The sequence below is a fragment of the Dactylosporangium sucinum genome (genome assembly GCF_014647515.1).
Lineage (GTDB): Bacteria > Actinomycetota > Actinomycetes > Mycobacteriales > Micromonosporaceae > Dactylosporangium > Dactylosporangium sucinum.
The window spans coordinates 1-26,869 of sequence record NZ_BMPI01000086.1 but is presented as its reverse complement, the minus strand read 5'-3'; the positions used below and the strand labels follow the sequence as shown (position 1 = coordinate 26,869).

Here is a 26,869-nt window from a genome sequence, read left to right as displayed (position 1 = left end):
CGCACCGCCGCACCGACCGACGACGAAGCGGTGAGGTTGAAGGGGCGGCGCCGTCCTGATAGACCGTTCCCCGTGGCGCGGCGCCCCAGCCGGCGTCGGGACTTCGGCCCGGCACGTGCGCACCGCCGTCCCACCGTCCCGCCGGGACGCCTGACCGAAGTGTTCCCGGAAGGGAAAGTCATGAACGAAGGCGCCGCCACGAGCGGCCGGCGAACCTCGCGCGCCGGACGCAGCCTCGTCGAGCAGGTCACCAGCCAACTCCGCGAAGACATCGTCACCGGCCGGCTCGCGGTCGGGGAACGACTGACCGAGCTGCGGCTCGCCGACGCCTACGGCGTCTCCCGGGTACCCGTCCGCGAGGCGCTGCGGCTTCTAGAGGGCGAGGGCTTCGTGACCACCACGAGTCCACGGATCCGCACGGTCACCCGGATGACCCGAGAGGACGCGGAGAACCTGTTCGAGGTCCGGGCGACGGTGGAGGGCCTGGCGGCCGCTCGGGCGGCGAAACGGGTGGCACCCGCCAGGCTCCGCGTGATCCGGGCGATCCTCGCCGAGGGGCAGGACTGTGTCGCCCGGGGCGAGATCGAGGTACTGCCGCAGCTCAACACCGACCTGCACCGGGCGATCGCGCTGGCCAGCGAAAGCACCATGTTGCTGGGCCTGTTCGACCAGATCTCACACAAGATCTCGTGGTTCTACGCCGATGTCGTCACGCGCAGGGCGCACAGTTCGTGGCACGAGCACGCCCAGATCGTCGCGGCGATCGTCGAGGGCGACGCTCAGCTCTCCCGCTCCCTCATGCTCGAACACATCGCGGCGTCACAGAGGCTCACCCAAGACGAACAGGAGGACGGCGCCGATGACGGCCGGTGATCCCGATCTCCGTTCCGCCGACCCGTCGCTGCTGCGCGCCTTCATGCGGTACGAGCGGGCTCTGATGGCGAACGACGTGAGCGTCCTCGACGCGCTGTTCGCCGACGACACCGGCACGATCCGCAGCGACGGCGGATACACACTCGTCGGGCACGAGCAGATCGCGGAGTTCCGCGCCGGCCGGCAGCCGCCTCCGCCTCGACGTCTGGTGCGCGTGCATGTCAGACACCTCACGCCCGATGCGGCCGTCATCGTCGCCGAGTCGAGCAGGCAGGACGGCGGGACCGGCGTCCAGACACAGGTATGGCAGCGACGTGACATCCCCGGGCCGGGCACCGAATCCGCCTGGGTCGTGACGGCGGCACACGTCTCGACGGGACCGCCACGGGCCGCGGCAGCCGGCGCGGCCCCCGGGGTGTCGCCGGGGACGTGGCGGGTGCCGCCGGGCGCCGATGCTGTGGTGGCACAGGGCGCCGAGCGCGGACCACTGGCCCGGGCCCGAGTGGCGGTGAAGGATCTGTTCGCCGTCGCCGGCCACCCGATCGGCGCCGGCAACCCCGCGTGGCTGGCCGCGGCATCGATCGAGCGCGAGCACGCGGATGCCGTGCATCGGCTGCTGGCCGCTGGTGCCGACGTGGCCGGGATCGCGCATACCGACGAACTCGCGTTCTCCCTCGCCGGGACGAACATCCACTACGGTGCGCCGGACAATCCCGCGGCGCCCGGCCGGGTCACGGGCGGATCCACCAGCGGTCCCGCGGCCGCGGTGGCCGCTGGAGCGGCCGATATCGGCCTCGGCACGGACACCGCCGGATCGATTCGTGTACCGGCCTCGTACTGCGGCCTCTACGGCCTGCGGACCACGCACGACGCGGTGGACCGGCGCGGACTCGTCGGCCTCGCGCCGTCCTTCGATACGATCGGCCTGCTCACCAGGGAAGCGACCCTGCTCGCCGAGGCGGCGGACATTCTGTTGCCGCCGGCGGGGACCCACGACATCGACGACCTGGTGGTCGTACCCGAGCTTCAGGCGCTCGCCGAGCCCGCGGTGCGGGTCGCCGTGCGGGCCGCCTTGCGGGCCCTGGCACTGCGTGCTGGATCACGGCTCCGCACCGCACATCTGGATCCCGACCGACTCGAAGCCTGGTTCGCGGCGTTCCGGGCCGTTCAGCAGGCAGAAGCGTGGCGGCTGCACGGCCGGTTCGTCGAGGAGCACCCCGGCGCGCTGGATCCGGCTGTGGAGGCCCGCTTCCGGCAAGGCGGCCGCATCGGCGCCAAGGAGGAGTCCGCGGCACGAGTGGTACTTCGCGCGGCCCGCAACGAGCTGCTCGCCCTCCTTCCAGCCGGAACGGCGCTTGCGTTTCCCGCGACCTCGAGCCCCGCGCCGCAGCGCGACCGGGATCCTGCCGAGGTCGAGGCCGTCCGAGCGGCCACGCTACGGCTGACCTGCCTGGCCTCGCTCACCGGTGCCCCTGCGCTCTCGCTGCCGACGCCACGGGTCGGCGCCCTCCCCGTCGGTCTGTGCCTGGTGGCCGCTCCGGGCGAGGACCGCTCCCTGCTCCGGCTGATCACGAAAGACGGATGATCCATGCATACTCCGGCCCGCGGTTCGAGAACACACGCCACATTGTTGAACCGCAACTCCTGGACTCTGTCGGCCGACCACGTCGACCTCCGCCGTCCGGTCCGTCCGCCACGACCGGTCGTGGTGGACGCGGCACCACAGCGGCTGACGATCGACCTCGCCCGCACCGCCGTCGTGGTCATCGACATGCAGAATGACTTCTGCCACCCCGACGGTTGGCTGGCGGGCATCGGCGTTGACGTCCGAGCGGCACGCGACCCCATCCCCGTGCTGCAAAACCTGCTGCCGGCGGTCCGCGACGCGGATGTACCGGTCATCTGGGTCAACTGGGGCAACCGCTCCGATCGCGCGAACCTACCGCCCGGCGTCCTGCACGTGTATGACCCGGCCGGAGCGGGGACCGGGATCGGCACCCCCTCCAACGCCGCCGCCTCACCGGTCCTGCAGGCCGGCTCATGGGCCGCGGCGACCGTGGACGAATTGATGATCTCACCGGAGGACTTCACGATCGACAAGTACCGAATGAGCGGATTCGTCGACACGCCGCTGGACTCGGTGCTGCGTAACCTGCGGGTGGATACCCTGCTGTTCGCGGGAGTCAATGCCGACCAGTGCGTGCTCGCCACACTGATCGACGGCGCGAACCTCGGCTACGACGTGGTGATGATCGAGGACGCGGTGGCGACCACGTCACCGGAGTTCTGCATGCGGGCCACTACCTACAACGTCCGCCAATGCTTCGGCTTCACCGCTACGAGCACCGCGGTCCTCGCCGGGCTCAGCGCCCGGTGAACGGGCCCGCGACCGGCCCTCTCCGGTCCGTGCTCCGGCGGATCGACCCGTTCATCGCAACGCTGCTGCTGGCGGTCCTGCTGGCCTCGTTCCTGCCGGCCCGGGGTGCGGTCGGCGACGGGCTGAGCCAGGCCGTCAGCGTCTCCGTCGCCTGGCTGTTCTTCCTCTACGGCCTCCGGCTGCCCGCCCGTGAGGCGCTTGCCGCCCTCGGCCAGTGGCGCCTCCACGCGAGCGTGCTGACCGCGACGTTCGTGCTCTTCCCGGTGCTCGGTCTCGCGGCCCAGTTGCTGGCCCCGGCGGTGCTGCCCACAGGACTCGCGCAGGGGCTTCTCTTCCTCAGCGTCCTTCCCTCGACGGTGCAGTCGTCGATCACATTCACCTCGATCGCGGGCGGCAACGTGGCCGGAGCGATCTGCGCGGCCTCGTTCTCGAATCTGGCCGGCGTGTTCCTCACGCCCGTCCTGGTCGCGCTCATGCTCGGTGGCACCCTCGGGCTGTCGGTCGGCCTCGTGGGCAAGGTCGCCCTGCAACTCCTGCTCCCCTTCGTGGTCGGCCAACTGGCTCGTCGATGGTTGGCGGCCCGGATGTCCCGGCACCGGCGGATCACGACGCTGAGTGAGCGGGGGGCGATCGTCCTCACCGTGTACGTTGCCTTCAGCCATGCCGTCGTGGACGGTATCTGGTCAACGGTCTCGGCCGGCGCCCTTGCGGTGCTCGTCGGTAGCTGTTCGCTGATGCTTGCCATCGTCCTGGCTGTCACGTACAGCGCCGGGCGCAGACTCGGCATGAGCCGACCGGACCAGGTGGTGCTGCTCATGTGCGGGTCCAAGAAGTCGCTGGCGAGCGGGGTCCCCCTCGCCACGGTCTTGCTGCCGGCGGCCATGATCGGGGTGACGGTCCTGCCTCTGATGATCTTCCATCAGATTCAGCTCATCGTTTGCGCGGTCATCGCGCGACGGCTCGGCCAGGACTCCGGCGGGCGACCGGCAACCGCGGAGTAACCGGTCACGGTGGCGGGGCCCAGTACCGCCGCCCACCGCGCACCCGCGCCTGGTCGAGTCGCTGCAGCCGGCGCAGCCCGCCGACCAGCGTGGCCGTCGCGTCGGCCATGCCCGCGCCCGGCTTGAGCGAGCGGCCGGCGGGAAAGTTGTCGGTCACGCCGAGCACCGCGCCGGTGCGTCGGCCGAACAGTGACCCGAGTGTTACCACGGCCGACGCCTCCCGGTCGTTGCACAGCACCCCTGCCCGGATCCAGTAGTCGATGGTCTCCCGGTGGTGGGGTTGCAGGTAGCCGCCCACGGAAGGGCGCCCGTTGCCGAGGATGTCGGAGTCGGTCGACCGGGTGACTCCGGCGTGAACGGCCACCCCGTTGTCCTGGGCGGCGCCGACGAAGGCGGCTACGACGTCGTAGGAAGGCGCGGCGGGGTAGGCCGGGTCGACGTAGGCACGGGTCGTAGCCTCCTCCCGCACCACACCGGTGGAGACCACGACGTCGCCGGGATGGACGAACGGGTGCAGCCCTGCCGCGGTGCCGAAGTAGATGAAGACCTCGGCCTCGGTGTGCTCCATCAGCTCCACCATGGCGAGTTCCAGCTCGGGAGCCCCGCTGCCGGTGGCGACGACACTCACCCGCTCACCCTCCAGCGACGCCGTGCTCGTCTGGAACAGCCCGGTGGCCGCCACGGGCTCCGCCGGCCCGAATGCTGAGGCGAGGCGCTGTGCGTGCCCGATACCGGCGGACGCGACCTCCTCGCCGAGCGGATCGCGCACACTCAGCACGACGTACCGGCCGACGTCGGCGGGATCTACGCCGGTCAGCGCGGGTCGGCCGCCGACGCGCAGCCCGCGGGCGGGCAGTACGTCGCGGTACGGATGGGAGTCCAGGACTGCGCGGCGGATGCGCCGCACGGCCTCCAGGTCCGGCTCCGCGATCCCCGACGGGTCAAGGTAGCCGCTCACGATCCGAGATCCCAGACCCGCGCGGTGCGGACGAGCTCGAGCGCTTGGGCCCGGGCCGCGGCGTGCGAGTCGGGCGGCCCGAGCCGGGACACGACCATCGCCGCCACCGCGCTTGCGAACGTCGCGGCGGACGCCACGTCGGCACCGGCGATCCGGCAGCCGAGGAACGCGCCGCTGAAGGCGTTGCCTGCACCCGTGACGTCGATGGCCGGTACCCGCGCGGCGGAGACACGGAGCAGGCGCCCTTCGTGGGCGACCACCGATCCGGCCCGCCCGGCCCGCAGTAGCACGGTCCGCGCGCCGAGGTCGGCGATGCGCCGGGCCGCCTCCGCGGCACTCAGCTCGCCGGCGGGACCGGCATCGGGGCCGACACCGAGCAGGGCCCGGGCCTCCGCCAGGTTCAGCGACACGATCGCAACGGAGGGCAGGACCGCGCGCAGCCGCGGCAGATCGGCGGGGGTGCAGATCGAGGCGGGCAGCTCCCACAACAGCTGCGTACGATGCCGGCGCACATCCTCGAGTAGGGGCTCCCAGAAACCCGGATGCCAGTCCCGGAACACATAGCAGCCCGGTGCCGCCCGGACGGGCTCGGGCACGTCGGTCCATACCGCACGCATCCGCACGTGTGCCGGCCACCCGCCGACCGGCTCCTCGCGGCGTTCCTCTCCCACCGGGTACGTGATGATCGTCCGGCTGGTCTGTGGTCCGTCGGTGACCAGCGCGTCCGTCCGGATCCCCAGCCGATGCAGGATCGGCCGGTACGGCCCGAAGTCCGTGCCGACCCGAGAGGCGATGGAGACTCCGGCCGGCCTCCCCGGCCTCCCCGGCATCACCGCCGTGGACTCTTCGTCGAGGGTGGCGGCGACTCCAACAGCCGCCCAGAAACCGGAACCGCCGAGGACGACGGTCTCGGCCGGCGAACCCGGGAAGACGTCGAGCACGACCCTGGAGACGACGAGTACTGCGGGTGGCGCCGCGGTCGACGGACACGGCGGCGGTAAGGCCGGTACGGGTTCGGGCATCGGATTCTCCTGTGTGTACATCGCCGGGATGGTCAGATCCGCCAGGACGACTCCATGTCGTAGTAGATGTCCAGCGATGCGCGAGCCCGCTCGGGCGAGGCCCGGGCCAGCGCCAGGTACAGCGCGTCGACGACGGCCAGGTGCGCGAGCCGGCCGGAGAGCGACTCGAAGCGGAACGCCAGCTCCCGCCCGCTGGCGACCAGGGCGTGGTCGACCCGGTCGGCCAGCCGCGAGCGGGGAAAGCTGGTGATCGCCACGGTCGGTACGCCCCGCGAGCGGAGCGCCTCCGCACAGCGGATGAGGTCGCGGGTCGCACCGGTGTGGCTGATCAGCAGCCCGCAGGTGCCGGGCGGAGCCGTGCGGGACATCAGGTACTTCAGGTTCGATGCGTCGGGAGCGCGCACCCTGAGGCCGATCGAGGCGAACTGGTCGTGCACGCTGCGCGCGACCAGGTAGGACGCACCGAAGCCGATCGCGAGAATCTCGTCGGCCGCGTTGATCTTGGCGACCGCCTCCTCGAAGGTCACGGGATCGATGCTGCCGGCGGCATCGCGGATTACCTGCGCGGTGAAGGTCATGACCTTCAGCAGCACGTCGCCCGGTGCGTCGCCCGGCTCGACGTGGTCGTAGGCGTACTGGTCGAGCGAGGCCGTGTCGCGCGCCAGCGAGATCTTCAGGTCCTGAAAGCCCTGGAATCCCAGCGAACGGCAGCACCGCACGGTCGACGACTCCGCGGACGCCGCGCCCTCGGCAACCTCGGCGACCGTCATGTGGACGACGTCGTCGGCGTGCTCCAAAATGAAGGCCGCGACCCGTGCCTCGCTCGGCGCCAGCGTCGGCAGCAGCGACCGGATGCGCGCGAGTACTGAAACCCCTGGTCCCGAGAATCCGTCCTTCGCCTTCTTCACCACGTGCGCTTCGTCCTTCCGCTTCGGCGACCCGCTGTGTTCCCGTCCGTCCCTGGCGCCCCGCTCGCCTGCTCGGCCTCGCAGCGGCCGCACTGCCACGCGTGCTCGCCCGGCAACCATGCCGACCGCCCCTCCTCGCGTGGTCGCATGTCTCCGCGCGCGCCGGGGAAACGGCAGGCCATCGCCGCGGCCCGCTGCCCCTGATGGAGCACCGAATCCAGCAGGTCGGGCACCCGGTCACCGTCTTGCCCAGTACGGACGGCGGCCGGGACATCCAGGATGGGCAGAATATCGGGGAGGCCCGGCTCGCCGCGCCATCCCTCGCCCACCAACGCCGCCGCCACCGTCGCGGTAAAGGCATCGCCCGCGCCCATGGTGTCGACCACCTCGACCGGTTCGGAAACGGGCCGGTGTGACCAGCCCGGCCAGCCCGGCGCGGCCACGGTGCGCCGGCGCAACCGCAGCCCTCGCGGCCCGTCGGTGACCACCTGCAGCCGGGTACGCCCGTCGATGGCGGCCAGAGCCCCGGCATAGTGCTCCACCTCCTCGGCGGAAACCTTCACCACATCGCAGGCGGCGCCGGTCCTGCGAGCTACGTCCGGATCCGCCTCGGTGAGGCTGGCCTCGAACCAGCGCAGCCCCGCGCATCGATCGATCAAGGCGTCCGCGGTTGCCCCGGCGACATCGGCGACGATCAGGTCGGCGGATGCCGCCGCGTCGAGGACCGCTGCGGGCAGTTCGTCGAGCGCGGGGATCTGCAGCGTGTGTCCCCGGGGGCGCCCGCAGCGCGGGCAGGCGTTCATCCACCGCGCCGCAGTGCCGGGCGTGCCGGCGACGAGGAACACCCGAGGGGTGAGGTACCCGGCACGGGAGATCGTCCCGTGCGTGCCGACCCCCCAGCGGGTCAGGTCCTCGCGCACCAGGTCCGCGGCCGGATCGTCGCCGACCAGGCAGACCAGCTCGACTCGCCAGCCCGCGGCCGCCAGCCGCACGGCGATGTTGGCCCCGCTGTTGCCGACCGCGGCCCGGGCGGTCCTCGCCCGGGCTTCGGCCGCGACCAGGTCCAGCGCGACGGTGCCGACGACGACCGCCCGTCCGGCACTCACCGGTCCCCCCGGCCCGACGCCACGTAACGGTCCTGCAGCACCGTCTCCAGCACGCCGAGCACCGTGTAGACGAGCACGGAGCAGACGAGAACGGCGAGGATCCCCGCCCACATCTCGACGTACCAGTAGTTCGCGCGGGCGAGGTTGATGTAGGTGCCGATACCGGCGCCCGTGGCGATGTACTCGGTCAGGATCACTCCGGTCAGCGCGGCCGGCAGGCCGAGCTTGCCGGCCGAGACGAGGCCCGGCACGGCTCGCGGCAGGCGGACCGACACCAGGGTGCGCATCCGGCCGCCGCCGAGCACCCCGCACAGATCGAGCAGCGTCGGCGGCACCGAACCCATCGCCGAGACGATGTTGACCAGGGCCGGGAAGAACGTGATCAATACACACACCGTTACCGACGTTGCCGGGCTGCGCCCAACGAGCATGATCACCACTGGTGAGATCACGATCACCGGGATCGTGCCCAGCAGCACCGCGACCGGCATGAGTGCCCTGGCCAGCACCATACTGGAGACGACGACCGAAGCCAGCACGATCGACACCGCGATCGCGATCGCATAGCCGAGCACCACCATCGCGAACGTGCTCCCCAACGCGACGGCCAGCCGGTCGAGGGTGCCCGGTTCGGCCGCATACCGGATCGCCTCGACCGGCGAGCGCAGGAAGCTGTTGGCCGGCAATGCGACGTAGGCGACCTGCCACAGCAGCAGCACCACCCCGATCGGCACCAAGCCTCCGCACAGTTCGCGGAGGACCAGCCCGGGCAGCGATCTGTGCCGCAGGCGCGAACCAGGCATCGGCGTGCCCTTTTCCTGCGCCACGACATCCGCCTCGGTCGCACTGGTCATCGCCGGCCTCCGTCCACGCTCATGGCCTCCACGCTCCGGACCGGCAGGGCAGGCTCGCCCGCCGCCGCCCCGGCCGCGGGGCCTGTCGCCGTGCCGATCCGCCGCCGCGACGCTCGTGGCTGCGCGGTCCACGGCAGCAGGCTCGCCACGACACCGACAGCGCCGTAGAGCAGGGCACTGAGCCCGGTCACGACGACCCCGAGCGCGTAGGCGCGTGGGGTGTCGACCCGGGCCAGGCTGTTAATCATGAGGACACCGACGCCCCGCTCTCCGCCGAAGTACTCCGCGAGCGTCGTGCCGAGCACCGCGGCGGGTCCGGCGATGCGGGCGGCGACGACGAACTGCGGGCCCGCCGACGGAAGCTGGACACGGAGGAAGTAGCGCACCCGACTGCCGCCGAGCACGTCGCGGAGGTCCTCCCACTCCTCGTGGGTGGCGGTCAGGCCCTGGACCAGGGCCACGTATACAGGGAATACCACCGAGATCGCCGCCAGCACGACATGGGGGCCCGGCAGGTCCAGGAACAGGAACAGCAGCGGGGCAACGGCCGCGAGCGGCAGGCAGAACACGATCGTCAGCTGCCGGGTCAGCGGCCGGCGTAACACCGGCACGACCACGGCGACCAGGGCGAAAACCACCCCGACGGCGACCCCGGCCCCGAGCCCCTCCGCGGCGCTGACCAGGGTCGCCGACAGCCCGATGGCGATGATGTCGCGGTCCTCGACCAGGGCCGCGAGCACCGCGCCGGGCGTGGGCAGAAGCTTCCCGTCGCCAGGCAGTACCGCAGCCAGCCAGACCCATAGCCCCAGCAGCGCCGCGAGCCCCACGACGGGTGGCGCCACCACCTTCGCCCGGCGCGCGAGCCGGCTACCCACCGCCTTCCCCCTCCCCGCGCAGGACCGCCTTGACCCTGGTGCAGACGTGGAAGAAGTCGTCGGCGTGCAGCAGCTCGGGCTTCCGCGGCCGGGGAAACGGTACGTCCACGACCGCCGCAACGTGGCCGGGCCGGCTGCCCATCACCACAACGGTGTCGCTGAGCAGCACGGCCTCGCTGACCGAATGGGTCACCATCACCGTGGTGACCTCCTCAGCCATCCAGATCCGCTGCAGCTCCATGTTCAGGTTCTCGCGCAGCAACTCGTCGAGGGCGCCGAACGGCTCGTCGAGCAGCAGCAGCCGCGGCCGGGTGACCAGCGCCCTCGCGATCGCCACCCGCTGGCGCATGCCGCCGGAGAGCTGGGCGGGGCGAGCCCGCTCGAAGCCGCTCAGACCGACCAGCACGAGCAGCCGCGCCACGAGCGCGTCGTCGCGGGCCAGCCCCGCCATCTCCCTTGCGAAGGCGACATTGCGCGTGACGGTCCGCCACGGCAGCAGCGCCGCGTCCTGGAACGCCATGCCCACCTCGTGCGCCCGCACCCGCTCCGCCGGCGACCGGCCGCCCAGTGCGACCGATCCGGCCGTCGGCTGCTCGAGGCCGGCGAGGATACGCAGCAACGTGGACTTGCCACAGCCGCTGGGCCCGACCACCGACACGAACCCGCCGGCCGGCACGGTCAGGCTCACGTTGCGCAGCGCCTCGACCGTCCCGCCGGACGTTTGGAACGTCCGGCTCACGTCCGTCACCGCGATGTCGACGGTGCGGCGCCGGCCCTCCGCCGCCGTGGCAAGCTCCTGCACGCCGGGAATCCCGTGCTGCACCATCGCGTCACCCCTTGGCGGGCGGAAGGGTGCCGAAGCTCGGATCCTCGGCCTTGATCTCGTTGAGGAGGGACATGTCGACGTACCCGGAGCCGTCGAGCGGCAGCGAGGTGCCGAGGATCGTGTTGAGCGTCTTCATCGACAGCGTCAGCTCGTCGCCGGCCATGTAGCCGATGCCCTTCGCCTCGGTCGTCGGCGAGTAGAACAACTTCGACGCCGCCGTAGTGATCGACTTTTCGCTGCTGAGCTCCAGGCCCAGCGTCTTGCCGTAGCGGTTCACCGTGAGCTGCGCCGCCGCATCCGGGTCGGCAATCATGTCGAGCTGGCCCTGCAGGTCGGCCTTGAGCAGCCGCTTGATCTCGTCGCGCTTCTTCGGGTCGTTCAGGGCGGCCTGGCGCACGGTGTAGACGTCGACGTAGTAGCCGAACCCGAAGTCCTGCAACAGGAACAGGTCGACCGACACGCCGAGGGCCGCGAGCTGGCCGGGCGCCTCGGTGCTGAAGCCGAGATAGGCATCGACATCGCCGGCGACGAGCGCCTCGGGGCCCGTCGTGATGGGCACGATCTTCACCTTCTTGGTGTCGATGCCGGAGACGGCCGCGAACTGGTTCCACACCGACATCGCGGTCGTCGAGACGCCCATCCGCTTGCCCTCCAGGGCCTTTGGCGTGGTGATACCACTGCCGGACTTGGAGATCACCGAGAGCGGGTTCTTCTGGTACATCGTGGCGACGACCCGGTAGTCGCCGCCCTGCTGATTGAGCGTGGCCGGCTCAGTCAGGCCGGCGAAGGCGACGAGCGCCTTTCCCGAACTCAACGCCGCCATGAAGTCGACGTTGGGGCCACCGGTCATGATGTCGACCTTGAGCCCGGCCTTGCCGTAGTAGCCTTTCTCGTCGGCCAGGTAGCTGCCCGCCCAGGTGCTGTTCTGGATCCAGTTGAGCTGCAGACCGACGCTGCCGGAACCACTATCGGCCGAGGAGTCGGTGTCCGAGGAGCCGCCGGAGCAGCCGGTCAGGGCCAGCAGCGCGGCGACCGCGCCGGCCGTAACGAGCAGTCTGGTGCGCGGAAACATCATGGTGTCGTCCTTTCAGGAAACGGTTCGGGGGCTGGGCAGCCCGAGCAGGGCGCTCAGGTCAAGGTCGTAAAGCAGGTCACCGAAGGTGTTGCGGCTGCCCCAGCCGACCTCGATGCCGCGGACCCGGGCGAGCGCGCCCAGGACGTACATCAGCTGGACCAGGCAACCGATCTGTTGTGCCGCGGCGCCGTCGCCCGGTACTGCCAGCCCGGCGGCCGGCAGATGCTCGGGGATACTGGCCATGGTCGCGGCCGCGATGTCGGCTTCGCGCGGCGTGTACATGGCCAGAATTGCGATCTCACCCTGGCGTGGCAGCAGCGTCTGGTAGCGGCCGTGGGCGAAGTTGCGGTACTCCGACAGCACCAGCTCGCCGAGGCCGGACTCGGCGAACTTCGAGTCCAGGTCCACTGCGGCGGTGCGGGTGTCCGGCCCGTGGAGGAAGGCAAGCATCGGACGGGCCAGCACCTCAGCGAGGCGTTCGACCAGCCCGCCTACCGACGCATCGACCTGCGTCCAGCCCGGGTTCAGCTCGTCCAGCGTGGCCGGGACGACGCCCAGGCGCTCCGGGAACGCCTCGGCGTAGGCCCTGGCGAGCACCAGAGCCTGGCCGACGAGGACATTCACCGCGACCCAACTGTGTACCTGTGGGAGCAGGTCGTAGGCGAAGACCGGCACCGCGGAGCCGGCGAGCAGTGCCTCACCCGCCGATCCGGTGCTGCCGCAGAACACCGCCGCGTCCCGCGGCTCGGCCGCGAACAGCTTGCAGGCGGCGAGCGAGTCGCTGTGCGCGCCACCCGCCGTCACCAGCACGATTGCGGTGTCGGGGCCGAGATCACCCAGGTACAGGTCCATCGGCTCGCGCGCCGCCGCCATCCGTCCGGTGGCTCGCTGGTGCAGGCTCGCACCCAGTTGGGCCACCGCCAGCGAGCCTCCCGCGCCCACGAACGCCAGCGGGGACTGCGCGTGCTCACGCAGCCAGGCTGCCAATGGCGCGACGTCGACGGCGGCGGCCGCGGCGTAGGTGGCGGGGATGTCTCGCAACTCGTCGTCGAAGTCGACGACGACGTAGCGGTCGAATCCGGGAGCCTCCGGCGAGGGGGGCGGTGCGGGTGTGGACTTCCGATCTGCGTTCATGGTCCTCTTCATTCGGATCGCCCGGTCACGGCTGGGCGGCGGGCGATGATCGTGTCGTTGTTGGGATCGGACGGCGCGCGCGTGGTGACGACGTCGACGAACCCGGCGGAGCGCAGCGCCGCCTCGTAGGCGGAGCGGCCCCACATGCCGCCGGGCGCGATCCCAGGGCGCCGGCGGGCGAGCGGCAGGCAGTGGTAGATGCCGAAGGCGAGCACACCAAGGGAGTGCGGATCGGCCACGTTGTCGGGCATCGCGTCTCCGAACCCGAGCTCGTGGAGGTAGACCACCCCGCCGGGGGCGGTTATCGCGTGCAGCCGGGTGAGCAACCCAACCGGATCCGAAAGGTCGTGCACGACGTTGGCCGCCATGACGAGGTCGAAGGGGCCCTGCGGAAGGGCGTCCTCGATGTCGAGCACGGCGAACGAGACATTGTCGAGTTGCGCGGTCCGGCGGCGCGCCGCGGCGACCGAGTCGGGCGACTGGTCGACCCCCAGGAACCGTGAGTTCTGGAACTGCGCTCCGAGGATCGCCACCGCCTGGCCGGTCCCGCAGCCCAGATCGAGAACCCGTGCCCCGGTGCGGAGCAGGTCGGTGACGCCGAGAAGCGGGACGACCTCCTCCAGCAGCACCTGAGCGAAGATCGGCCCGCTCTCGGCCTCGAGAACCTTGACGATGCGGCCCTCGTAGCGCGCGGCGGACACCCCGCCACCCGTACGAAAGGCGGCGACGATATCGTCTTCGAGTGCGGCCAACGCGGTCACCTGCATCGTGATCCGTGACCAGTGCTGCGCCCCACCGCGTGCGGTGAGGGCCTGCTCGTAGCCCTCCACGAGACGGAACCACTCGATGCCCGCCTCATCCACCGTGCCGACGACGAGCGCGCCCGCGGCCATTCCCCAGGCCCACTCACGCACGTAGCGCTCGTCGGCACCGGCGCGGGCCGCGAGTTCGGCGGCAGTCAGCGGCCGATCAGCTGCGGCCAGCACCTCGTGCAGTCCAAGCCGCTCGCCGAGTGAGAGCAGCAGCGCAAGCCACGCATGGTTCATCACCATCGCCACGTGCTGGACAGCCTCGCCCACGGCGGGCGCCGCTGCGCCTCGCGGAGTGACTCCGGTCCCCGGAGGTATCGCGTTCACGGGGAGCACGTTATGGCGCAAAGTTCCAGACCTGAACGCCCGTAACGGAGTCTTCTTCCAACTTTACAAGCGCGCAATAGAACCAAGTCGGGCCAGACGTGTTACAAGGCCAGCGCCATCCGCTCGCCCCTCTTGCGCGACGTGCGATAGATCGAGGCCCAACCGCGCCCGTCAACGGATCAATGCCTCGTTGCACTCAGCTGCAGAGCTCGGGGTCGCCGCGGCGAACCCGGGGTCTCAGTCGAGTGCGGAGCCTGTGTTGGCACCAGCTGTGCTGATCCGATGCGCCCGGCGCAGCACGTCGAGTTGAGCACGGCTGTAGAGCGCTTCGAGGGCATGGCCGGCGACGCTTCGTGCCGCTCCGGTCTGCCGCGGTGTGCGTGCTTTGGGCACCAGCGTGACGGGGTTGGCGGCCGTCGCGGCGTCCATGAATGGAGCGATCTGTTCGGCAAGTGCCTGTCGCGTGGCCTCGTCGGCGTCTTCGGGAAGGTCGCGGAACTCCTCGTCTAGTGCGTCGTTGGGGCGCGCCTCAAGAATCTGATGCACCGCTTCCATCGACTCGTCTGAGAACAGTTGAGCATAGATCATGAGGAGCGCTCGGTCATTGTCGCGCAGGTGCTCCGCGACACTGTTGAAACCGGGCGGGACGTCGGATGTCGCCCCGGGCTGGGACAAGACCGCCAGTTCTCGTCGGATGTCCTGAAGCCGCTCTACCGTCGCTTCGAGCTCGGCGTCGATGATCCGAAAGACTGACGCTTGACCGTCAAGGTCCGTTCCCATCGTGGCGACCTGCGTGAGCGGGACGCCCAGTCCGGTCAGTCGCTTGATCTGCAGGAGCCGTGTCAGGTGGCGGATCGTGTACTGCTTGTAGCCATTGGGTTTGCGGTCGGGCTCTTCGAGCAGGCCGATCTCGTGGTAGTAGCGCACCGTTTTCACCGTAGTTCCCGACAGCTCAGCGATCTCGCGAGTGCTCCAGGTCATGGTCTCCTCTCCTCTTTACATGCCACCTTCGCCGAGCGGCACTCCGCTCACCCCTCTCGCGGGCTCGAGCGGGGCGGCTCAGACGCCGCGACGAGATCAGCGGGTGGCCCGGATCCCTCGCTCGCGCAGCCAGACGAGCACGAGCATCGCGATGTTCACCGCCCCGAGGATCAACACGGCCGCATCACCGGTGTCGGAGGACCGGTCAATGGAGAACGGCTCGCCGTCCGACATCAGCGTGTTGACGGTTGTGAACAGGACGTTGTTGGCGACGTGGAACGCGACCGGCGCCTCGATACCGCGGCTCATGATCGCCATCAGTCCGGTGGAGGCGCTGATGAAGGCGTAGTAGCCGAACAGCCAAGGGTCGGTGGACCCGTGGAGCAATGCGAAGGTCAGGCTGGAGACGATGAGGCCGAGGACCAGGGCTGGACGGACCGTGCGCACCCAGGATGCGGCGGCGGGCAATGCGGCGCTTCGGAATATCAGCTCCTCGCCGAGTGCCTGGAGCGGCGTAGTCAGGAGAGTCAGCACGAGCATGATGATCGTCGTGCCGGACACGCCGAAGGCGATCCACCCTGGGGAGTCGGGGGCGACGAGTGCGACCACGCCGATCCCCGCGGCCACCAGGAGTGCCGCGCTGAGCAGGTAGTGCGTCAGGCGGTGGGGATCGAATGGCCGCGGTGAGCTGATCAGCCTGCGCCACGGCACCTTAGCCAGCCATGTCAGGATCAGGATCGCCAGCACGCCCGTCGCGATGGTGGCGAGGTTCACGGCCAGGAACTTCAACGGGGTCATGGTCGGCGCCATCGGGTCGTCGCTGCCCTCTATGACGCCGACGAGCTGGTAGCCCAGAATCTGCAGGACCAGCAGCACCACCGGTGGTACGAGAATGACCACAAGCGGTTTCCACCAACTCATGCGCAGGTGTGCGCCGAACGGCCGAGAGTCATCGACGACCGGCCGCGAATACGTTGGCGTCGGCCGACTCGGGCGGTTCGTCGTGTCTCGCGGGTCGCCGGAATGCAACGCGTCCATCAGGAGTGCTCCTCTTGGCTTCAAATCGGAAGATGCGCTCACGAGTGAAAACCGTGCCGTCGGGGCATGGTCAAGTTGTCAAGGCGGACGCCTCGGCGGGAATTGCGGCACAGGATGGGAAAGCAGTTCACGGCCGGCCAGCCGCTCGTCCGCGCTCGCACCGCCGACGACGAGCGGCGGTCACTGATCGCCCTCGCCGACGGAGCGCTCGACGCGGTCCTGGTCGGCCCCGGCGACCTGATCGACAGCGAAGCTCCCGCGGCGCCGCTACGGCGCTCGGCTGCATTGCGGGCACGGCGCCCGGGTGGGCCGCTGTCCGTTGTCCACCTCGACGACCGCCGCAGTAGATGGGCGGTGACGCCGGACCGGACCGTGCCCGTCCGGTACGAACCGATCGCGGGGAGGCCCGGCGCGGCGGCCGTCTTCCGCAGCTTCGCCGACGGTACCGAACTGTCCCGGCTGACCATCTCAGGTCAGGGGTTCGCCGATGGCGGATCGCGTTCACCGTCGTCCCCGCGCGCTCGGCCAACTCCCCGGGTGCTCGACGGCATGTCTGCGTCTGTCCGGTTCGGCGGAGGGCGGTCGCCTGTCCGCCCTCCGCCGAACGCCGTGTCAGATGGCGAGGAAGTCTTTCAGTGCGGTGTTGACCTCGTCGGCGTGGGTCCAGAGCAGGCCGTGGGGTGCTCCCTCGATCTCGACGTAGTCGGCGTCGGGGACGGCCTGACGGAACCGGCGCGCGGTCGCGTCGATCGGAAGGATGTTGTCCTTCGTTCCGTGCAGGATCAGCGTCGGCTTCCCAGCGGCGCGCACCGCCTCCACATCACCTCGGAAGTCTTCGATCCACGCCGGCACCACCGCATACGCCGCGACCGGGGCGCTGCCGATCGCGACGTTCCAGCTGCCGGTGACCACTTGCTGGCTGATGCGGGTGCCGAGGTTCTCGTCCAGGTTGTAGAAGTCCTGGTAGAACTGCGTGAACCATGCGTACCTGTCGGCTTTTGCCGCGGCCGCGATCCCGTCGAAGACCTCCTGCGGAATGCCCTCAGGGTTGTCGTCGCGCTGCACGAGGAACGGTTCGAGCGACGCGAGGAACGCGAGCTTCGCGACCCGCTCGTGCCCGTAGCGGGCCACGTAGCGGGCGAGCTCGCCGGTGCCCATCGAGAAGCCCACGAGCACGACATCGCGCAGGTCGAGCGTCTCCAGCACCGTGTTCAGATCCGCGGCGAACGTGTCATAGTCATAGCCGCCGTGGACCTTCGACGACTGGCCGAAACCTCGGCGATCGTACGTGATCACACGGTAGCCCTGGTCCAGCAGCTCGCGTGTCTGCTTCTCCCAGCTGTGACCGTTCAGCGGATACCCGTGGATCAGCACGACCGGTTGACCGGTGCCCTGATCCTCGTAGTACAGCTCGATCGGGGTGCTGTTCTCGTTTCCGACGGTGATGTAGCCCATCATCCGTATCCCTTCGATCTTCTGTTTTTGGCGGACTCGACAGCGCCGGTCACCTCCGCGAAGCGGCCCGCCCGGACGCGTTCGAAGGTCAGCGCGGAGAGATCTCGTTCGAAACCCGTCATGCCGGCGACCGCTTCGACGATGGTCACCTCCCGGTGCGTCACGGGCCGACCGGCGGCGGCGGAGAGCAGTTCCGCAGTACGCGGCATCGACAGTGACTCCGGGCCGGACAGTTCGTACACCTGGCCGGCGTGCCCCGCGTCGAGCAGGGCCCGCTCAGCCACGGACGCGATGTCCCGGGCGTCGATCCAGGCCACCGTCGCGCCCCCGCCGGGGAAGGAGAACTGCCCGGTGTCGACGATCGAGTCGCGGTAGAAGCGCGGATCGGTGAAGACCTGCATAAACCAGCTCGGCCGCAGGATCGTCCAGATCCGGCCGCCCCGTACCGCCTTTGGCTCATCAAGGGAACCGACAGGCCGGGGTGTCGGGTCAGCCCTGCGGTATCTGACCGCAAGGCCCCGCGTGATCGCAGTACGGCTGCAGGCGGCTCTGCCCGCAACCACACAGGACGGCCCTGGTCTCGGCGCGCGCACCTTGCGATGTGTTCACTCTCAACTCACCGCGCACAATCAACTGTCCGGTGGAGTCACGCGTGATCTGCGTGGGCCGGTCCGGGGCCTCCGCCCCGCCGTCTACGAGTTCGTACTGCAACGCTCCGGAGGGACAGCGCCGCACCACTTCGGCCAGGCGCTCGGCCTCGGCACCGTCGGGCCGGATCCACGGGCGCTGACCCGTGTCGAAGACCTCCGGCAAACCGCGGACGCACTCGGCGGCGTGCAGGCAACGCCTGGCCTCAAAGGTCACGGTGATCGACTGGCCCTCGTACGCCTTCTTCGCGGTTCCGCTGCTCATACTGACCTCCGTCGCTGCCATGCCCGGCTGTTCAGTCGCTGACTCTGCTGTGGGACTGGTACACCAGTTCCTGGTACTCGGGGTGCCGGGCGATCCACCTAGCGAAGAACGGGCAGGTGGGCAGGACCAGCAGGCTCGCGGCGCGGGCCTCGTCGAGGGCGGCGCGGGCAAGGGCCGCGCCAACTCCCCTGCCCTCGTACTCCGGCGAGACCTCGGTGTGTACGAACGCGATGAGTTCCGTGGTGCGGATGTACTGCGCGACGCCCGCGACCTCGGACTCTCCTTCGACCCGAGCCTCGTACCGTTTGGCTTCGGGAACATCGCTCACATTCACTACCATGTGTCCTCCATCAGATCTCACGTGCGAGACGGGCCGACCTGTGCGGCGGTCAGGTCAGCGGCCGCTTCCGGCGTGTCCGGCGAGGAGCTGCGTCTCCCAGGCGAAGGCCACACCGGTGGTTGGTTGATGCATCATCTACACTAGAGGCTGATTGTTGATGCGTCAACCATTTCTCCGAGTCGTCGGTTTCATGCACTACCGGGCGGAATGCGGTAGCGCATGGGTGACACCGCGCCGCGTCTCGCCGGTCCGGCACTGCCGTCAAAACCGTGACCAAGTGCGATCCCCGCTCCGGCGAGGATCACCGCAGCCCCATCACCTCCGTACCCGGAGGGGCGACGCCCGACCCCGGGCGTCTTCCGCGAACGGCCGCAAGCCGTGGGGCGTCAAGCGTGCCTACGCTCACCGCATTGCGGGCATTGATCGGCTCCGTCGGAGGTGTCCGGCAGACATGAGCCGTGCACGATGTAGTTACGCTCCCCGCATGGACGCAACGCCCCACTGGCTTACCTCGGAACAGCAGGCCGCCTGGGACAGTTTCATCCGCATGCAGGAGAAGCTCATCGGACGACTCTCTCGCCGAGTCCAGGCCGACTCCGGCATGTCCGCCGCCGACTACATCGTGTTGGTCAAACTTACCGAAACCGGCGGTGGACGGATGCGCTTCATGGACCTGGCAAAGCTGGTGGAGTGGGAGAAGAGCCGCATGTCCCATCAAGTCAGGCGGATGACAGAGCGCGGACTGGTGGCCAAGGAGGAATGTCCCGACGACGGACGCGGAGCGTTCATCGTCGCCACCCCAGCCGGCTTCAAAGCGATCGAAGACGCGGCACCCCTGCATGTCGAACATGTCCGCCGACTATTCATCGACGCCCTCAGCCAGGAAGAACTCGACATGCTCGCCAGGATCTCGGACCGCGTCCTTGCACATATGGAGAGGCAGCCTGACTAATGCCGAGGGCGGCAAGGTCGAACGCGCCAGGGCCTGCTCAGATTTGGTTCGTGCCTCCGTCGACGTAGAAGTTCGCGCCGCCGACGTAGCTGCTCTGTTCCGAGGCCAGGCTCGGCGCAGGTGGGCAGGACGTCGGGTTCGGGGTCGCGGGTCCACAGCGAGTACTCGCTCTGCACCGCGGTCACCGGGTGCACGGCGTGGGCGCGGCGGATCGTGGCCGCGGCGGCCTCGGAGAGGCCGAAGTGGCGCAGCTTGCCGGCCTGCACGAGTTCGCCGACGGCGCCGGCGACGTCCTCGATCGGCACGTCGGGGTCGACGCGGTGCTGCTAGAACAGGTCGATGGTGCCAGTCTGCAGTCGGCGCAGCGACGCGTCAGCGACCCGTTTGATCTGCTCGGGACGGCTGTCAAGCCAACTGAAGGACCGTTCTCGATGCGCCATCCGAAAGTGACGCCCCGCTCGACCGCGCCGCGCAGCACGCCGATCATGGCGTCGCGGTCGCCGGGGTTGGGTCCGTAGCTCTGGGACATACCCATGGCGCCCAGGCCGATGGCCGAGACCCGCAGGCCCTGGCCGAGAGTTCGGGTGTGCATGATGGCTCCTTCAATGTGTACGGGCGAAGCGACGAGGTGCGCTCAGCAAGACACTGCTCCTCACCGGGCGGCGCTCAGGCCCGTTGCGCCAGGACCTGGTCGAGGCTTGCTGCGGCGCGCTCGCCCGGCCCTGGCCCGAGACGCGCGGTCAGGTCGGTGACGAGGGCTCGCAGCTGGGTGGCGGTGAGGCCGGTGTTGAGCGCGATACCAAAGTGGGACCGCAGTTGGCTTTCGACGCCGTCGAGGCTGGTCAGGGCGGCGACAGTGGCGATCTCGCGGCTTTGCCAGTCGAGGTTGTCGCGGCTGAAGATGTCGCCGAACAGGTGCGTTTTGAGAAACCGGTCGATCGCGGGCGCGCACTCGAACAGGGGGCCGGCACGGGCGCGCCGGACAGCTGGGTCTGGTTGGCGGTGCCGCGCACAAGGATGTCGATATCGGCGAGTAGGGGCTTCGGCTCGTCGCCGGCCAGGTCGGTGATGCCGTCGGCGCGGCGTTGGTCGAGCAGGGTCATGAACGTGCCTAGGGCGTTGAGGCTGCGCGGGAAGCCCGCGTAGGCGTACATCTGGATCAGGATCTCGTTGATCTGGCCGCGGTGGTCAGGCTGCTCGCCGTGCTGCGACTATGGGGAAGTTCGGCAGGTGGACGTGGGCGTCGATGCCATCGGGGCCGTCGGCGGCGACTTCGGGGCGAGTCCGGACTCGGCGATCTCGGCCAGGTGGCAGCCGAGGCTGCTGGGCTGGTTGAGGTAGCTGGAGCGTCGCGGCGTCCGCCGCATGGCCGTGCGCGCTACGACGCCCCGTCGGGCCGGAGTCCGTCGAGGATGAGGGCGAGGCCGAAGGCGAACTCGGCATCGGAATCGGCGGCGGCGCCGACCCGGGAGGCTCGCTCCGCGACGACCTCCGCCAGATACGGGTACTCGCCGGGCGGCAGGTCCGCCATGAACCGCTCCGCCAGGTCATGAGCGCTTTCGTGTTCGCCGATCGGCAGACTTCGCTCCTGGAGCGCATAGCCGTAGATGTAACTGTCGATCAGCGAGACGGCATGGACGGCCATCGTCGGGGAGAAGCCTCCGGTACGCAGCACCCCGAGTACCGCATCGTGATGCCGCAGGGTTGCAGGTCCCGATTTGCGCCGGGAGTCCATCAGCCCGATGGCCCAGGGATGGCGACGCAGCGCCGCATGCGCGGAGACGGCGCGCCCCTGCATCGCCGTCTTCCAGGAGGCCGCCGGATCGGGCAGCTCGATCTCCCCGAACACCAGATCGATCATCCCGTCGAGAAGATCGTCACGGTTGGCGACGTGGTTGTACAGCGACATCGCCTCGACGCCGAGCCCGGCGGCCACCGCGCGCATCGTGACGCCGGAGAGACCTGCATTGTCGGCCTGTCCGACCGCCGCCTCGACCACGCGCCGGCGGTTCAGCGGCGCACGGCGCGGTGCGCCGCCGAGGGCTGTGTTCGTCGCGCCCATGTCGGGCTCCTCGCCTCTGATCGATTGACCTGACGTACAGCGTAAGTATATGTTACTTACAACGTAAGCCCAATGGAGCGAGAGGAGACAAACATGGACGATAACGGCATCCGCAGGGTCTGCATCATCGGCGCTTCGGGGAGGCTCGGGCAGTACATGGTGGCGCACGCGCTGGACCGCGGCTACGAGGTCGTCGGCGTGTGCCGCGAGCGCAGCGTCGGCAAGCTGCAGGCCTTCGCGGACCGGATCACGATCGTGCCCGGCGACACGAACGATCGGCGGGTCATCCGGACAGCGGTGGCCGGGTGCGACGGCATCCTCACGGTCCTGGTCCCCTGGGGCGTGCGGCAGTACTCGTCGGGCACGGCACAGGCGGTGCTCGACTTCGCCGACCCGAACGCGCGCCTGGTCTTCTCGTGCGGCTGGCATGTACCCCGCGACGAGAACGACCGCTACCCCTGGGCGACTCGTATGGCGAACTCCGTCGTCACGCGGGTGATGCGCGCGCTGCGCGTGATCGACGTCGAGGATCAGCTCGATGCGGCTCGCCGGATCTTCGCGAGCGATAGCCGCTGGACGGTCGTCCGCGGAAGCGATCTGGAAGAGGGTGAGAGCCAGGGCCTGCCGGTGTGGAGCCGCCACGTCGGGGATCCGATCCTCGCGAGCAACAGGACGCGCCGCACCGACTATGCGCTCTTCATGCTCGAAGCACTCACCGACGACGCCCTGATCCGGGAGGCCCCGGCGATCGTCGGCCGCCTCACGCCCAGCGCCCTCGCGCACGCCGGATGAGACGCTGCGCCTGCACGCACGCCTGCATCGCGCCGGTCCAGTCGGGGATGACGGGCAGGACCATGCTGGCGACCGCGGCGTCGAACGGTGCGCCGAGGTCCGGCAGAGCGCACAGGTCGGCCTGCACGTACCGGATGCCTTGCGGCGTAACGGTTTCCTGCTCCACGGCGAAGTCGAACGGCGACTGGCCGGGCGTCTCGGGGAGCCAGCCCGGCGGACGGCCGCGCCGTGCTGGAGGTCGCGGACGAGGGGCCCGGGGATACGGCCGAGCAGCCGGCCCTCGTCTTCGACCGGTCCTACGGCCGACCGCTCCCGGATCCGTGCGTGCGGCGCCAACGCGGAACTCGGGCTCGCCATCGCCCGAAGGATCAGGTCGATCGCCTCGCTGCCGTCGTTGATGCTGCTGGACGAGTGCGGGCGCATGGTGAGCGGTCTATGGCTGCGCGGTGGTGCAGATCCGGCCGTTGCGTCGCTCGGGTTGGGGGCATCGGCTACTGGCCCGGCGCAGCGTCAGTGACCCGTGCAACGTCGCTTACGACGTGTGTTTGGGCCGGCCGACACCGACTTTGACGAGTTGATCCGGGTGGCGGGCTCGAGGTTTGCGATCGAGGAGTGTGCTTTCAGACCGCGAAGAACGAGACCAGCCCAGCCATTTCATCCTGCGTAGCGGCTGGTCTCGACGTGGTGTAGGGCGAGGATGGCCTGCACGATCGTGGTGGTTCGGCGTGGGCAGGACCGCAGCTTCGTCAGGAGCTTCCAGGTTTGAGGGTGGCGATCGCCCGTTCGCTGCGGGCCCGGAGCCTGGCGTGGGTCTTGTTTCCGGCCTTCTATCGGCGCGACAGCTTGGGCCGGTGGCGGTGGCGTTTGAACGGGGTGCGGACCGTCCCGCCGGCGCCCTGGTAGCCCTTGTCCGCGAAGGTCGTCACGCCCGGATCGAGGCGCCGCCACCGGGATCGATGCTGGTTGCGATGACGGCGGATGCTGGCGGCCAGGTGGTTCAGGGTTCGGCTGGACAGCGGGATCGTGGCGGGGTAGGCCAGCACAGCGAGGCTCCCCGGTCGGGGCATCGGATCTTGGTCGACTGCCGTCTTACCTGGGAGCCTCGCCCTCATCGATCTCCGGGTCCGCCGCACACCCTCCGAGCTGCAACATCAGCTTGGAAAAGGCTCAATGCATTCATAAGTGTGGATCAAACACACCATCCGCGCCGGCTACGTGTCACATCGACATACTTGAACGCCTAGTTTTTGCGTCAGAATAGCGCCGGTAATCGCCGCGTTGCGTCAGGCCGCAGTGATCCGGGCTGCCGCACCGGCCGGTTTCTAGTGAGGTTCCGTGTGCGGTCACTGTCATGCAAAGCGTTGACAGCGGCCAACAGGGTTCCGGCTACGACGTGGGCTCCCCCGAGCACGTCCCCGCCATACCAGTCGGAGTAATCGTCGACGACCAGCGGTGCTACACGGCGGGAACCCTCACCCTCTCGTAACCGGCAATCGCAGTTATGCGGCCAGGTCGGCCCGTTCAGGAAGGAGATTGCTATGCGTTCTCGTGTCCGATCCCGACTGGTGTTGTACGCCGGAGGCACTGTTCTGGCGGTTGTCGTCGCTGGGTTGGTCGCACCGGCGGCGGCCTCGACGGCCACGACGGAGATCGTGGCCGAGCATTCCGGCAAGTGTCTGGATGTTCGCGGCGGGCCTACGGCCGTCGGGGACGGGGCTTTGGTCGAGCAGTGGTCGTGTTCCGGTCAGGCCAACCAGGCGTGGACGCTCAACGACCGTGGTAGCGGCCAGTACGAGCTTGAGGCCGGCAGCAGCGGAAAGTGCGTCGATGTGATCGACGGTGCTACCCGCAACGGCGCCGGCATCCAGCAGGCCTCCTGCTCCGGCCAGCCTCGGCAGCTGTGGACGTTGCGCGCTAAGGGTTCGGGCCGCTACGAAATCATCTCGGTATCCAGCGGCCGCTGCCTGGACGTCACCGGCGGCCCAACTGCCACCGGCGACGGTGTGTTGACGGAACTGTGGGACTGTACCGGTCAGACAAACCAGTCTTGGAGGCTGACACCCCCCTCGAACAGCGATATCGCCACGCCGGTGGTCGCCAAGCACTCTGGCAAATGCTTGGACGTGCGCGGTGGTCCGGCCCAGACCGCCAACGGCGCCGTCATCGAGCAGTGGACGTGCACCGGCGAATCGAACCAGAACTGGACGTTGCGCGACATGGGTTCCGGCCAGTACGAGATCATCGCGCAGAGCAGCGGCAGGTGCATCCAGTCCGTCAATGCCGGCACCACCAACCTGACTGGAATCGAGCAGTGGGACTGCACCGGCCAGCCACACCAGTTGTGGCGGATGGAGAACACCGGCGCCACCGGTGAACACCAGTTCGTGCATGTGCCCAGCGGCCGTTGCCTAGACGTCACCGGTGGTCCAAGCGCGACTGGCGATGGTGTGTACCTGGAACTGTGGGACTGCACCGGTCAGGCCAACCAAACCTGGACAATCGGTACACCGACGTCGCCCCCGGCTGGCGATGGCCCGTACGGACAGGACCGGAACCTGTACAGCCTGGCGTTCTCTGATGAATTCGACGGGTCTGCTTTGGACACATCGAAGTGGACGGACCAGGTCTGGTACCTGCCGACCGATTCGACACCCAACTACGTCATCAGCAACGGCAGCCTGAAGATGTTCCCGGTCGCGGGCACCGAATACACGCGGGACTACCGGCACATCACCACCGACGGGAGGTACTACCAGACCTACGGATTCTTCGAGATCGAGGCGAGACTGCCCTACGGCAAGGGACCCTGGCCGGCGTTCTGGCTGTACAACCACGACTCGTCCAGCGACTACCGGCCGGAGATCGATATTATGGAGGCCTATCCCGGTGGCGGCCCGGACAGCGGCTGGTCGGATGCCAACCTGCACCCGACCGCGTTCGCCGCGACCGTTTGGCGCGGTGACCCGGGCGACCGGGCCGGAACTAAGACATTGCAGACCTCGGATCTGTCCGCGGTCTACCACAAGTACGCCGTCAAGTGGGAACCCAACCGGCTCACCTTCTACTTCGACGGCCAGCAGTACTACACCGTCGACGTCAGCATGCCCAACCGCATGTACATCCTGCTCAGCTTCCAGTTCGGCAGCGCGAGCAGACCTGGCGACCCGTCAACGCCCACCGGACCGGGCAACTCGTTCGACATCCGCTACATCCGGGCGTGGAACTTCCGGTAGGTTCGCCGCGGCAGCGGGCGGATGATTTCTCGCATCCGCCCCCTGCTGGCCGGGTCATCCAGACGGTTCACGACACCTTCGATCGGCCAACGCCGCCGTTGGCATACTTCGAACAGGCCACTGCGCCGCGGACTCCGGTAGGCGACCCTGCTCATCGACACGTGACCCACCGCCGCATCGATGTGCTGCCATGGAGCGACCGATGTCTGGGAGACCGCCGCCACGCCGGCCGGCCTGGCCACCACCAGCACCGACCGAGCCGCCGTTGCGGTTTCAGAAGACCCGGAACGCCGTGCCGCAGGCCGGGCAGGTCGTGCGGCCGAACAGGTGGGTGATCGCCGTGGCGACCTCGGGGCGGCCCGCTTCGAGGGCCAGCGCGTGCAGGCGTTCGGGGAGCGGGCCGGGCAGCCCCGGCTCCGTCCCTGCGAGGTCGGCGTACGTCTCCTCGTCGCACGACGGGCACGTCACGCCGACCTCGCCGTCGTTGATGCGGTCGAGCTCCTTGCCCCAGCGTTCGTCGCCCTCGAAGCCGAGGACCGCCTGGAGCAGGTACACGAAGTCGCTGTCCGGTGACGTCGCGACGGGCAGGCGGTCGAGGGCCATCGCGCGGAGCGCGGCGATCTCGGCCGCGTAGTGCTCGCGGCGGCTCTCCGGCGCGTCCACCGCCACGAAGCCCGCGAAGATCAGCGCCTTCTCGCGGTCCTCCGGGCGGAAGGCCGCGCAGGTGGCGGCCAGCCAGGGCAGCAGCTCGGCGCTCGCCGCGTCGTACTTGCCCTGATGGGACGACTGGTGCCAGATCTCGTCCCACGCCCGGGAGCGCGGGTCGGTGGCGGCCGCATCGAGGAGGGGCTTGAGGTCGGTCACTGCACGGGCCTGGTCCGGGCGGCGAGGACCGCGTGGGTCAGCTCCATCCAGCGGGTGCCGCAGGCGCAGCGGCGGTACCGCACGGTGCCCTCGGA

The 26,869-nt window shown here is 69.3% G+C and carries 30 protein-coding genes and 2 pseudogenes; 9 read left to right on the top strand and 23 right to left on the bottom strand.

The genetic code is table 11. The features are described from left to right. Positions 1–180: 180 nt before the first annotated feature. The 4 genes from IEZ31_RS48995 to IEZ31_RS48980 all read left to right on the top strand — a co-directional run bounded on the left by IEZ31_RS48995 (position 181) and on the right by IEZ31_RS48980 (position 4,251). The gene (locus tag IEZ31_RS48995; RefSeq protein ID WP_190257014.1) at positions 181–873 is read left to right on the top strand and encodes a GntR family transcriptional regulator; all 693 of its coding nucleotides are present in this window, start codon (positions 181–183) and stop codon (positions 871–873) included. Next, positions 860–2,458 (top strand): AtzH-like domain-containing protein, encoded by a 1,599-nt coding sequence (locus IEZ31_RS48990; protein ID WP_190257013.1) that lies wholly within the window; start codon positions 860–862, stop codon positions 2,456–2,458. Before IEZ31_RS48995 ends, IEZ31_RS48990 begins: the two co-directional genes overlap by 14 nt. Positions 2,459–2,632: 174 nt before the next feature. Continuing rightward, a complete protein-coding gene (locus IEZ31_RS48985) occupies positions 2,633–3,250 on the top strand; it encodes a cysteine hydrolase family protein (protein ID WP_229837034.1) in 618 nt (205 codons plus the stop codon). A 29-nt stretch (positions 3,251–3,279) separates the two neighbouring features. Beyond that, positions 3,280–4,251 (top strand): bile acid:sodium symporter family protein, encoded by a 972-nt coding sequence (locus IEZ31_RS48980; RefSeq protein WP_229837033.1) that lies wholly within the window; start codon positions 3,280–3,282, stop codon positions 4,249–4,251. A 4-nt stretch (positions 4,252–4,255) separates the two neighbouring features. Here IEZ31_RS48980 and IEZ31_RS48975 read toward each other — a convergent pair whose 3' ends face one another. The 16 genes from IEZ31_RS48975 to IEZ31_RS48900 all read right to left on the bottom strand — a co-directional run bounded on the left by IEZ31_RS48975 (position 4,256) and on the right by IEZ31_RS48900 (position 18,859). Then, positions 4,256–5,209: a phosphorylase family protein gene (locus tag IEZ31_RS48975; RefSeq protein WP_190257010.1), complete on the bottom strand. Its 954-nt coding sequence runs from the start codon at positions 5,207–5,209 to the stop codon at positions 4,256–4,258. Then, positions 5,206–6,231 carry a carbohydrate kinase family protein gene (locus IEZ31_RS48970; RefSeq protein ID WP_190257009.1) on the bottom strand — a complete coding sequence of 342 codons (1,026 nt, stop codon included), beginning with the start codon at positions 6,229–6,231 and terminating at the stop codon, positions 5,206–5,208. Before IEZ31_RS48970 ends, IEZ31_RS48975 begins: the two co-directional genes overlap by 4 nt. A 32-nt stretch (positions 6,232–6,263) precedes the next feature. Further along, on the bottom strand, positions 6,264–7,142 hold the full coding sequence (locus IEZ31_RS48965) for a MurR/RpiR family transcriptional regulator (RefSeq protein ID WP_190257008.1): 879 nt from the start codon (positions 7,140–7,142) through the stop codon (positions 6,264–6,266). Continuing rightward, on the bottom strand, positions 7,136–8,245 hold the full coding sequence (locus IEZ31_RS48960) for a carbohydrate kinase family protein (protein WP_190257007.1): 1,110 nt from the start codon (positions 8,243–8,245) through the stop codon (positions 7,136–7,138). The genes IEZ31_RS48965 and IEZ31_RS48960 overlap by 7 nt, the downstream gene beginning before the upstream one ends. Continuing rightward, positions 8,242–9,099 carry an ABC transporter permease gene (locus tag IEZ31_RS48955; RefSeq protein WP_190257006.1) on the bottom strand — a complete coding sequence of 286 codons (858 nt, stop codon included), beginning with the start codon at positions 9,097–9,099 and terminating at the stop codon, positions 8,242–8,244. Before IEZ31_RS48955 ends, IEZ31_RS48960 begins: the two co-directional genes overlap by 4 nt. Next, positions 9,096–9,974, bottom strand: a complete 879-nt coding sequence (locus tag IEZ31_RS48950) for an ABC transporter permease (protein ID WP_190257005.1) — start codon at positions 9,972–9,974, stop codon at positions 9,096–9,098. The genes IEZ31_RS48955 and IEZ31_RS48950 overlap by 4 nt, the downstream gene beginning before the upstream one ends. After that, positions 9,967–10,800, bottom strand: coding sequence for an ABC transporter ATP-binding protein (locus tag IEZ31_RS48945; RefSeq protein ID WP_190257004.1), 834 nt, complete (start codon positions 10,798–10,800; stop codon positions 9,967–9,969). Before IEZ31_RS48945 ends, IEZ31_RS48950 begins: the two co-directional genes overlap by 8 nt. Positions 10,801–10,804: 4 nt before the next feature. Next, complete coding sequence (locus tag IEZ31_RS48940; protein ID WP_190257003.1) at positions 10,805–11,875, bottom strand: ABC transporter substrate-binding protein; 1,071 nt, start codon at positions 11,873–11,875, stop codon at positions 10,805–10,807. Between the two features lie 12 nt (positions 11,876–11,887). Next, positions 11,888–13,009, bottom strand: a complete 1,122-nt coding sequence (locus IEZ31_RS48935; RefSeq protein WP_190257002.1) for a hypothetical protein — start codon at positions 13,007–13,009, stop codon at positions 11,888–11,890. A gap of 8 nt (positions 13,010–13,017) precedes the next feature. Further along, complete coding sequence (locus tag IEZ31_RS48930) at positions 13,018–14,061, bottom strand: class I SAM-dependent methyltransferase (protein ID WP_229837040.1); 1,044 nt, start codon at positions 14,059–14,061, stop codon at positions 13,018–13,020. A 321-nt stretch (positions 14,062–14,382) separates the two neighbouring features. Continuing rightward, on the bottom strand, positions 14,383–15,126 hold the full coding sequence (locus tag IEZ31_RS48925) for a helix-turn-helix domain-containing protein (RefSeq protein WP_190257000.1): 744 nt from the start codon (positions 15,124–15,126) through the stop codon (positions 14,383–14,385). A gap of 96 nt (positions 15,127–15,222) precedes the next feature. Then, positions 15,223–16,164, bottom strand: a complete 942-nt coding sequence (locus IEZ31_RS48920) for a CPBP family intramembrane glutamic endopeptidase (RefSeq protein ID WP_190256999.1) — start codon at positions 16,162–16,164, stop codon at positions 15,223–15,225. A 612-nt stretch (positions 16,165–16,776) separates the two neighbouring features. Further along, positions 16,777–17,619, bottom strand: a complete 843-nt coding sequence (locus IEZ31_RS48915) for an alpha/beta fold hydrolase (RefSeq protein ID WP_190257029.1) — start codon at positions 17,617–17,619, stop codon at positions 16,777–16,779. Then, the gene (locus IEZ31_RS48910) at positions 17,619–18,020 is read right to left on the bottom strand and encodes a Rossmann-fold NAD(P)-binding domain-containing protein (RefSeq protein WP_190256998.1); all 402 of its coding nucleotides are present in this window, start codon (positions 18,018–18,020) and stop codon (positions 17,619–17,621) included. Before IEZ31_RS48910 ends, IEZ31_RS48915 begins: the two co-directional genes overlap by 1 nt. An 88-nt stretch (positions 18,021–18,108) precedes the next feature. Next, a complete protein-coding gene (locus IEZ31_RS48905) occupies positions 18,109–18,531 on the bottom strand; it encodes a (4Fe-4S)-binding protein (protein ID WP_190256997.1) in 423 nt (140 codons plus the stop codon). A gap of 31 nt (positions 18,532–18,562) precedes the next feature. Next, the gene (locus tag IEZ31_RS48900) at positions 18,563–18,859 is read right to left on the bottom strand and encodes a GNAT family N-acetyltransferase (protein ID WP_229837032.1); all 297 of its coding nucleotides are present in this window, start codon (positions 18,857–18,859) and stop codon (positions 18,563–18,565) included. A 496-nt stretch (positions 18,860–19,355) separates the two neighbouring features. On the opposite strand from IEZ31_RS48900, the gene IEZ31_RS48895 reads away from it, so the two are divergent. Next, positions 19,356–19,823, top strand: coding sequence for a MarR family winged helix-turn-helix transcriptional regulator (locus IEZ31_RS48895; RefSeq protein ID WP_190256995.1), 468 nt, complete (start codon positions 19,356–19,358; stop codon positions 19,821–19,823). On the opposite strand, the gene IEZ31_RS58725 is transcribed toward IEZ31_RS48895, so the two are convergent. Then, entirely contained in the window at positions 19,820–20,089 is a 270-nt protein-coding gene (locus tag IEZ31_RS58725) for an aldo/keto reductase (RefSeq protein WP_268241756.1), read from the bottom strand. The two genes, IEZ31_RS48895 and IEZ31_RS58725, sit on opposite strands and share 4 nt — an antisense overlap. On the opposite strand from IEZ31_RS58725, the gene IEZ31_RS58720 reads away from it, so the two are divergent. Further along, complete coding sequence (locus IEZ31_RS58720) at positions 20,021–20,341, top strand: hypothetical protein (RefSeq protein ID WP_268241758.1); 321 nt, start codon at positions 20,021–20,023, stop codon at positions 20,339–20,341. The genes IEZ31_RS58725 and IEZ31_RS58720 overlap by 69 nt on opposite strands. Before the next feature lie 148 nt (positions 20,342–20,489). Here the strand turns inward: IEZ31_RS58720 and IEZ31_RS59910 are convergent, their stop codons facing one another. The 3 genes from IEZ31_RS59910 to IEZ31_RS48880 all read right to left on the bottom strand — a co-directional run bounded on the left by IEZ31_RS59910 (position 20,490) and on the right by IEZ31_RS48880 (position 21,885). After that, entirely contained in the window at positions 20,490–20,726 is a 237-nt protein-coding gene (locus IEZ31_RS59910; protein ID WP_229837038.1) for a carboxymuconolactone decarboxylase family protein, read from the bottom strand. After that, complete coding sequence (locus IEZ31_RS57780; protein ID WP_229837031.1) at positions 20,666–20,977, bottom strand: hypothetical protein; 312 nt, start codon at positions 20,975–20,977, stop codon at positions 20,666–20,668. Before IEZ31_RS57780 ends, IEZ31_RS59910 begins: the two co-directional genes overlap by 61 nt. A 224-nt stretch (positions 20,978–21,201) precedes the next feature. Then, the gene (locus IEZ31_RS48880) at positions 21,202–21,885 is read right to left on the bottom strand and encodes a TetR/AcrR family transcriptional regulator (protein WP_190256994.1); all 684 of its coding nucleotides are present in this window, start codon (positions 21,883–21,885) and stop codon (positions 21,202–21,204) included. 93 nt (positions 21,886–21,978) lie between these two features. Between IEZ31_RS48880 and IEZ31_RS48875 the strand changes: the two genes are divergently transcribed. Further along, complete coding sequence (locus IEZ31_RS48875) at positions 21,979–22,677, top strand: NAD(P)-dependent oxidoreductase (RefSeq protein WP_190256993.1); 699 nt, start codon at positions 21,979–21,981, stop codon at positions 22,675–22,677. Here the strand turns inward: IEZ31_RS48875 and IEZ31_RS48870 are convergent. Beyond that, positions 22,646–22,843 carry a class I SAM-dependent methyltransferase gene (locus IEZ31_RS48870; RefSeq protein WP_190256992.1) on the bottom strand — a complete coding sequence of 66 codons (198 nt, stop codon included), beginning with the start codon at positions 22,841–22,843 and terminating at the stop codon, positions 22,646–22,648. The genes IEZ31_RS48875 and IEZ31_RS48870 overlap by 32 nt on opposite strands. Before the next feature lie 265 nt (positions 22,844–23,108). On the opposite strand from IEZ31_RS48870, the pseudogene IEZ31_RS57775 reads away from it, so the two are divergent. Beyond that, positions 23,109–23,319 (top strand): annotated as a pseudogene (locus IEZ31_RS57775) (IS701 family transposase); the annotation flags it as partial. A gap of 12 nt (positions 23,320–23,331) precedes the next feature. Here IEZ31_RS57775 and IEZ31_RS48865 read toward each other — a convergent pair. After that, positions 23,332–23,720: pseudogene (locus IEZ31_RS48865) on the bottom strand (transposase family protein). A gap of 495 nt (positions 23,721–24,215) precedes the next feature. Between IEZ31_RS48865 and IEZ31_RS48860 the strand changes: the two are divergent. Next, entirely contained in the window at positions 24,216–25,910 is a 1,695-nt protein-coding gene (locus tag IEZ31_RS48860; RefSeq protein ID WP_190256991.1) for an RICIN domain-containing protein, read from the top strand. A 273-nt stretch (positions 25,911–26,183) separates the two neighbouring features. On the opposite strand, the gene IEZ31_RS48855 is transcribed toward IEZ31_RS48860, so the two are convergent. After that, complete coding sequence (locus IEZ31_RS48855; RefSeq protein WP_190256990.1) at positions 26,184–26,774, bottom strand: hypothetical protein; 591 nt, start codon at positions 26,772–26,774, stop codon at positions 26,184–26,186. Positions 26,775–26,869: the final 95 nt, after the last annotated feature.

Bases quoted from the DNA above. Each gene is read 5' to 3' on its own strand.
- IEZ31_RS48995 (WP_190257014.1), top strand. From the start codon at position 181: ATGAACGAAGGCGCCGCCACGAGCGGCCGGCGAACCTCGCGCGCCGGA.
- IEZ31_RS48990 (WP_190257013.1), top strand. From the start codon at position 860: ATGACGGCCGGTGATCCCGATCTCCGTTCCGCCGACCCGTCGCTGCTG.
- IEZ31_RS48970 (WP_190257009.1), bottom strand. From the start codon at position 6,231: ATGCCCGAACCCGTACCGGCCTTACCGCCGCCGTGTCCGTCGACCGCG.
- IEZ31_RS48955 (WP_190257006.1), bottom strand. From the start codon at position 9,099: ATGACCAGTGCGACCGAGGCGGATGTCGTGGCGCAGGAAAAGGGCACG.
- IEZ31_RS48945 (WP_190257004.1), bottom strand. From the start codon at position 10,800: ATGGTGCAGCACGGGATTCCCGGCGTGCAGGAGCTTGCCACGGCGGCG.
- IEZ31_RS48940 (WP_190257003.1), bottom strand. From the start codon at position 11,875: ATGATGTTTCCGCGCACCAGACTGCTCGTTACGGCCGGCGCGGTCGCC.
- IEZ31_RS48935 (WP_190257002.1), bottom strand. From the start codon at position 13,009: ATGAACGCAGATCGGAAGTCCACACCCGCACCGCCCCCCTCGCCGGAG.
- IEZ31_RS48930 (WP_229837040.1), bottom strand. From the start codon at position 14,061: ATGGTGATGAACCATGCGTGGCTTGCGCTGCTGCTCTCACTCGGCGAG.
- IEZ31_RS48925 (WP_190257000.1), bottom strand. From the start codon at position 15,126: ATGACCTGGAGCACTCGCGAGATCGCTGAGCTGTCGGGAACTACGGTG.
- IEZ31_RS48920 (WP_190256999.1), bottom strand. From the start codon at position 16,164: ATGGACGCGTTGCATTCCGGCGACCCGCGAGACACGACGAACCGCCCG.
- IEZ31_RS48915 (WP_190257029.1), bottom strand. From the start codon at position 17,619: ATGGGCTACATCACCGTCGGAAACGAGAACAGCACCCCGATCGAGCTG.
- IEZ31_RS48910 (WP_190256998.1), bottom strand. From the start codon at position 18,020: ATGCAGGTCTTCACCGATCCGCGCTTCTACCGCGACTCGATCGTCGAC.
- IEZ31_RS48905 (WP_190256997.1), bottom strand. From the start codon at position 18,531: ATGAGCAGCGGAACCGCGAAGAAGGCGTACGAGGGCCAGTCGATCACC.
- IEZ31_RS48895 (WP_190256995.1), top strand. From the start codon at position 19,356: ATGGACGCAACGCCCCACTGGCTTACCTCGGAACAGCAGGCCGCCTGG.
- IEZ31_RS57780 (WP_229837031.1), bottom strand. From the start codon at position 20,977: ATGTACGCCTACGCGGGCTTCCCGCGCAGCCTCAACGCCCTAGGCACG.
- IEZ31_RS48880 (WP_190256994.1), bottom strand. From the start codon at position 21,885: ATGGGCGCGACGAACACAGCCCTCGGCGGCGCACCGCGCCGTGCGCCG.
- IEZ31_RS48875 (WP_190256993.1), top strand. From the start codon at position 21,979: ATGGACGATAACGGCATCCGCAGGGTCTGCATCATCGGCGCTTCGGGG.
- IEZ31_RS48860 (WP_190256991.1), top strand. From the start codon at position 24,216: ATGCGTTCTCGTGTCCGATCCCGACTGGTGTTGTACGCCGGAGGCACT.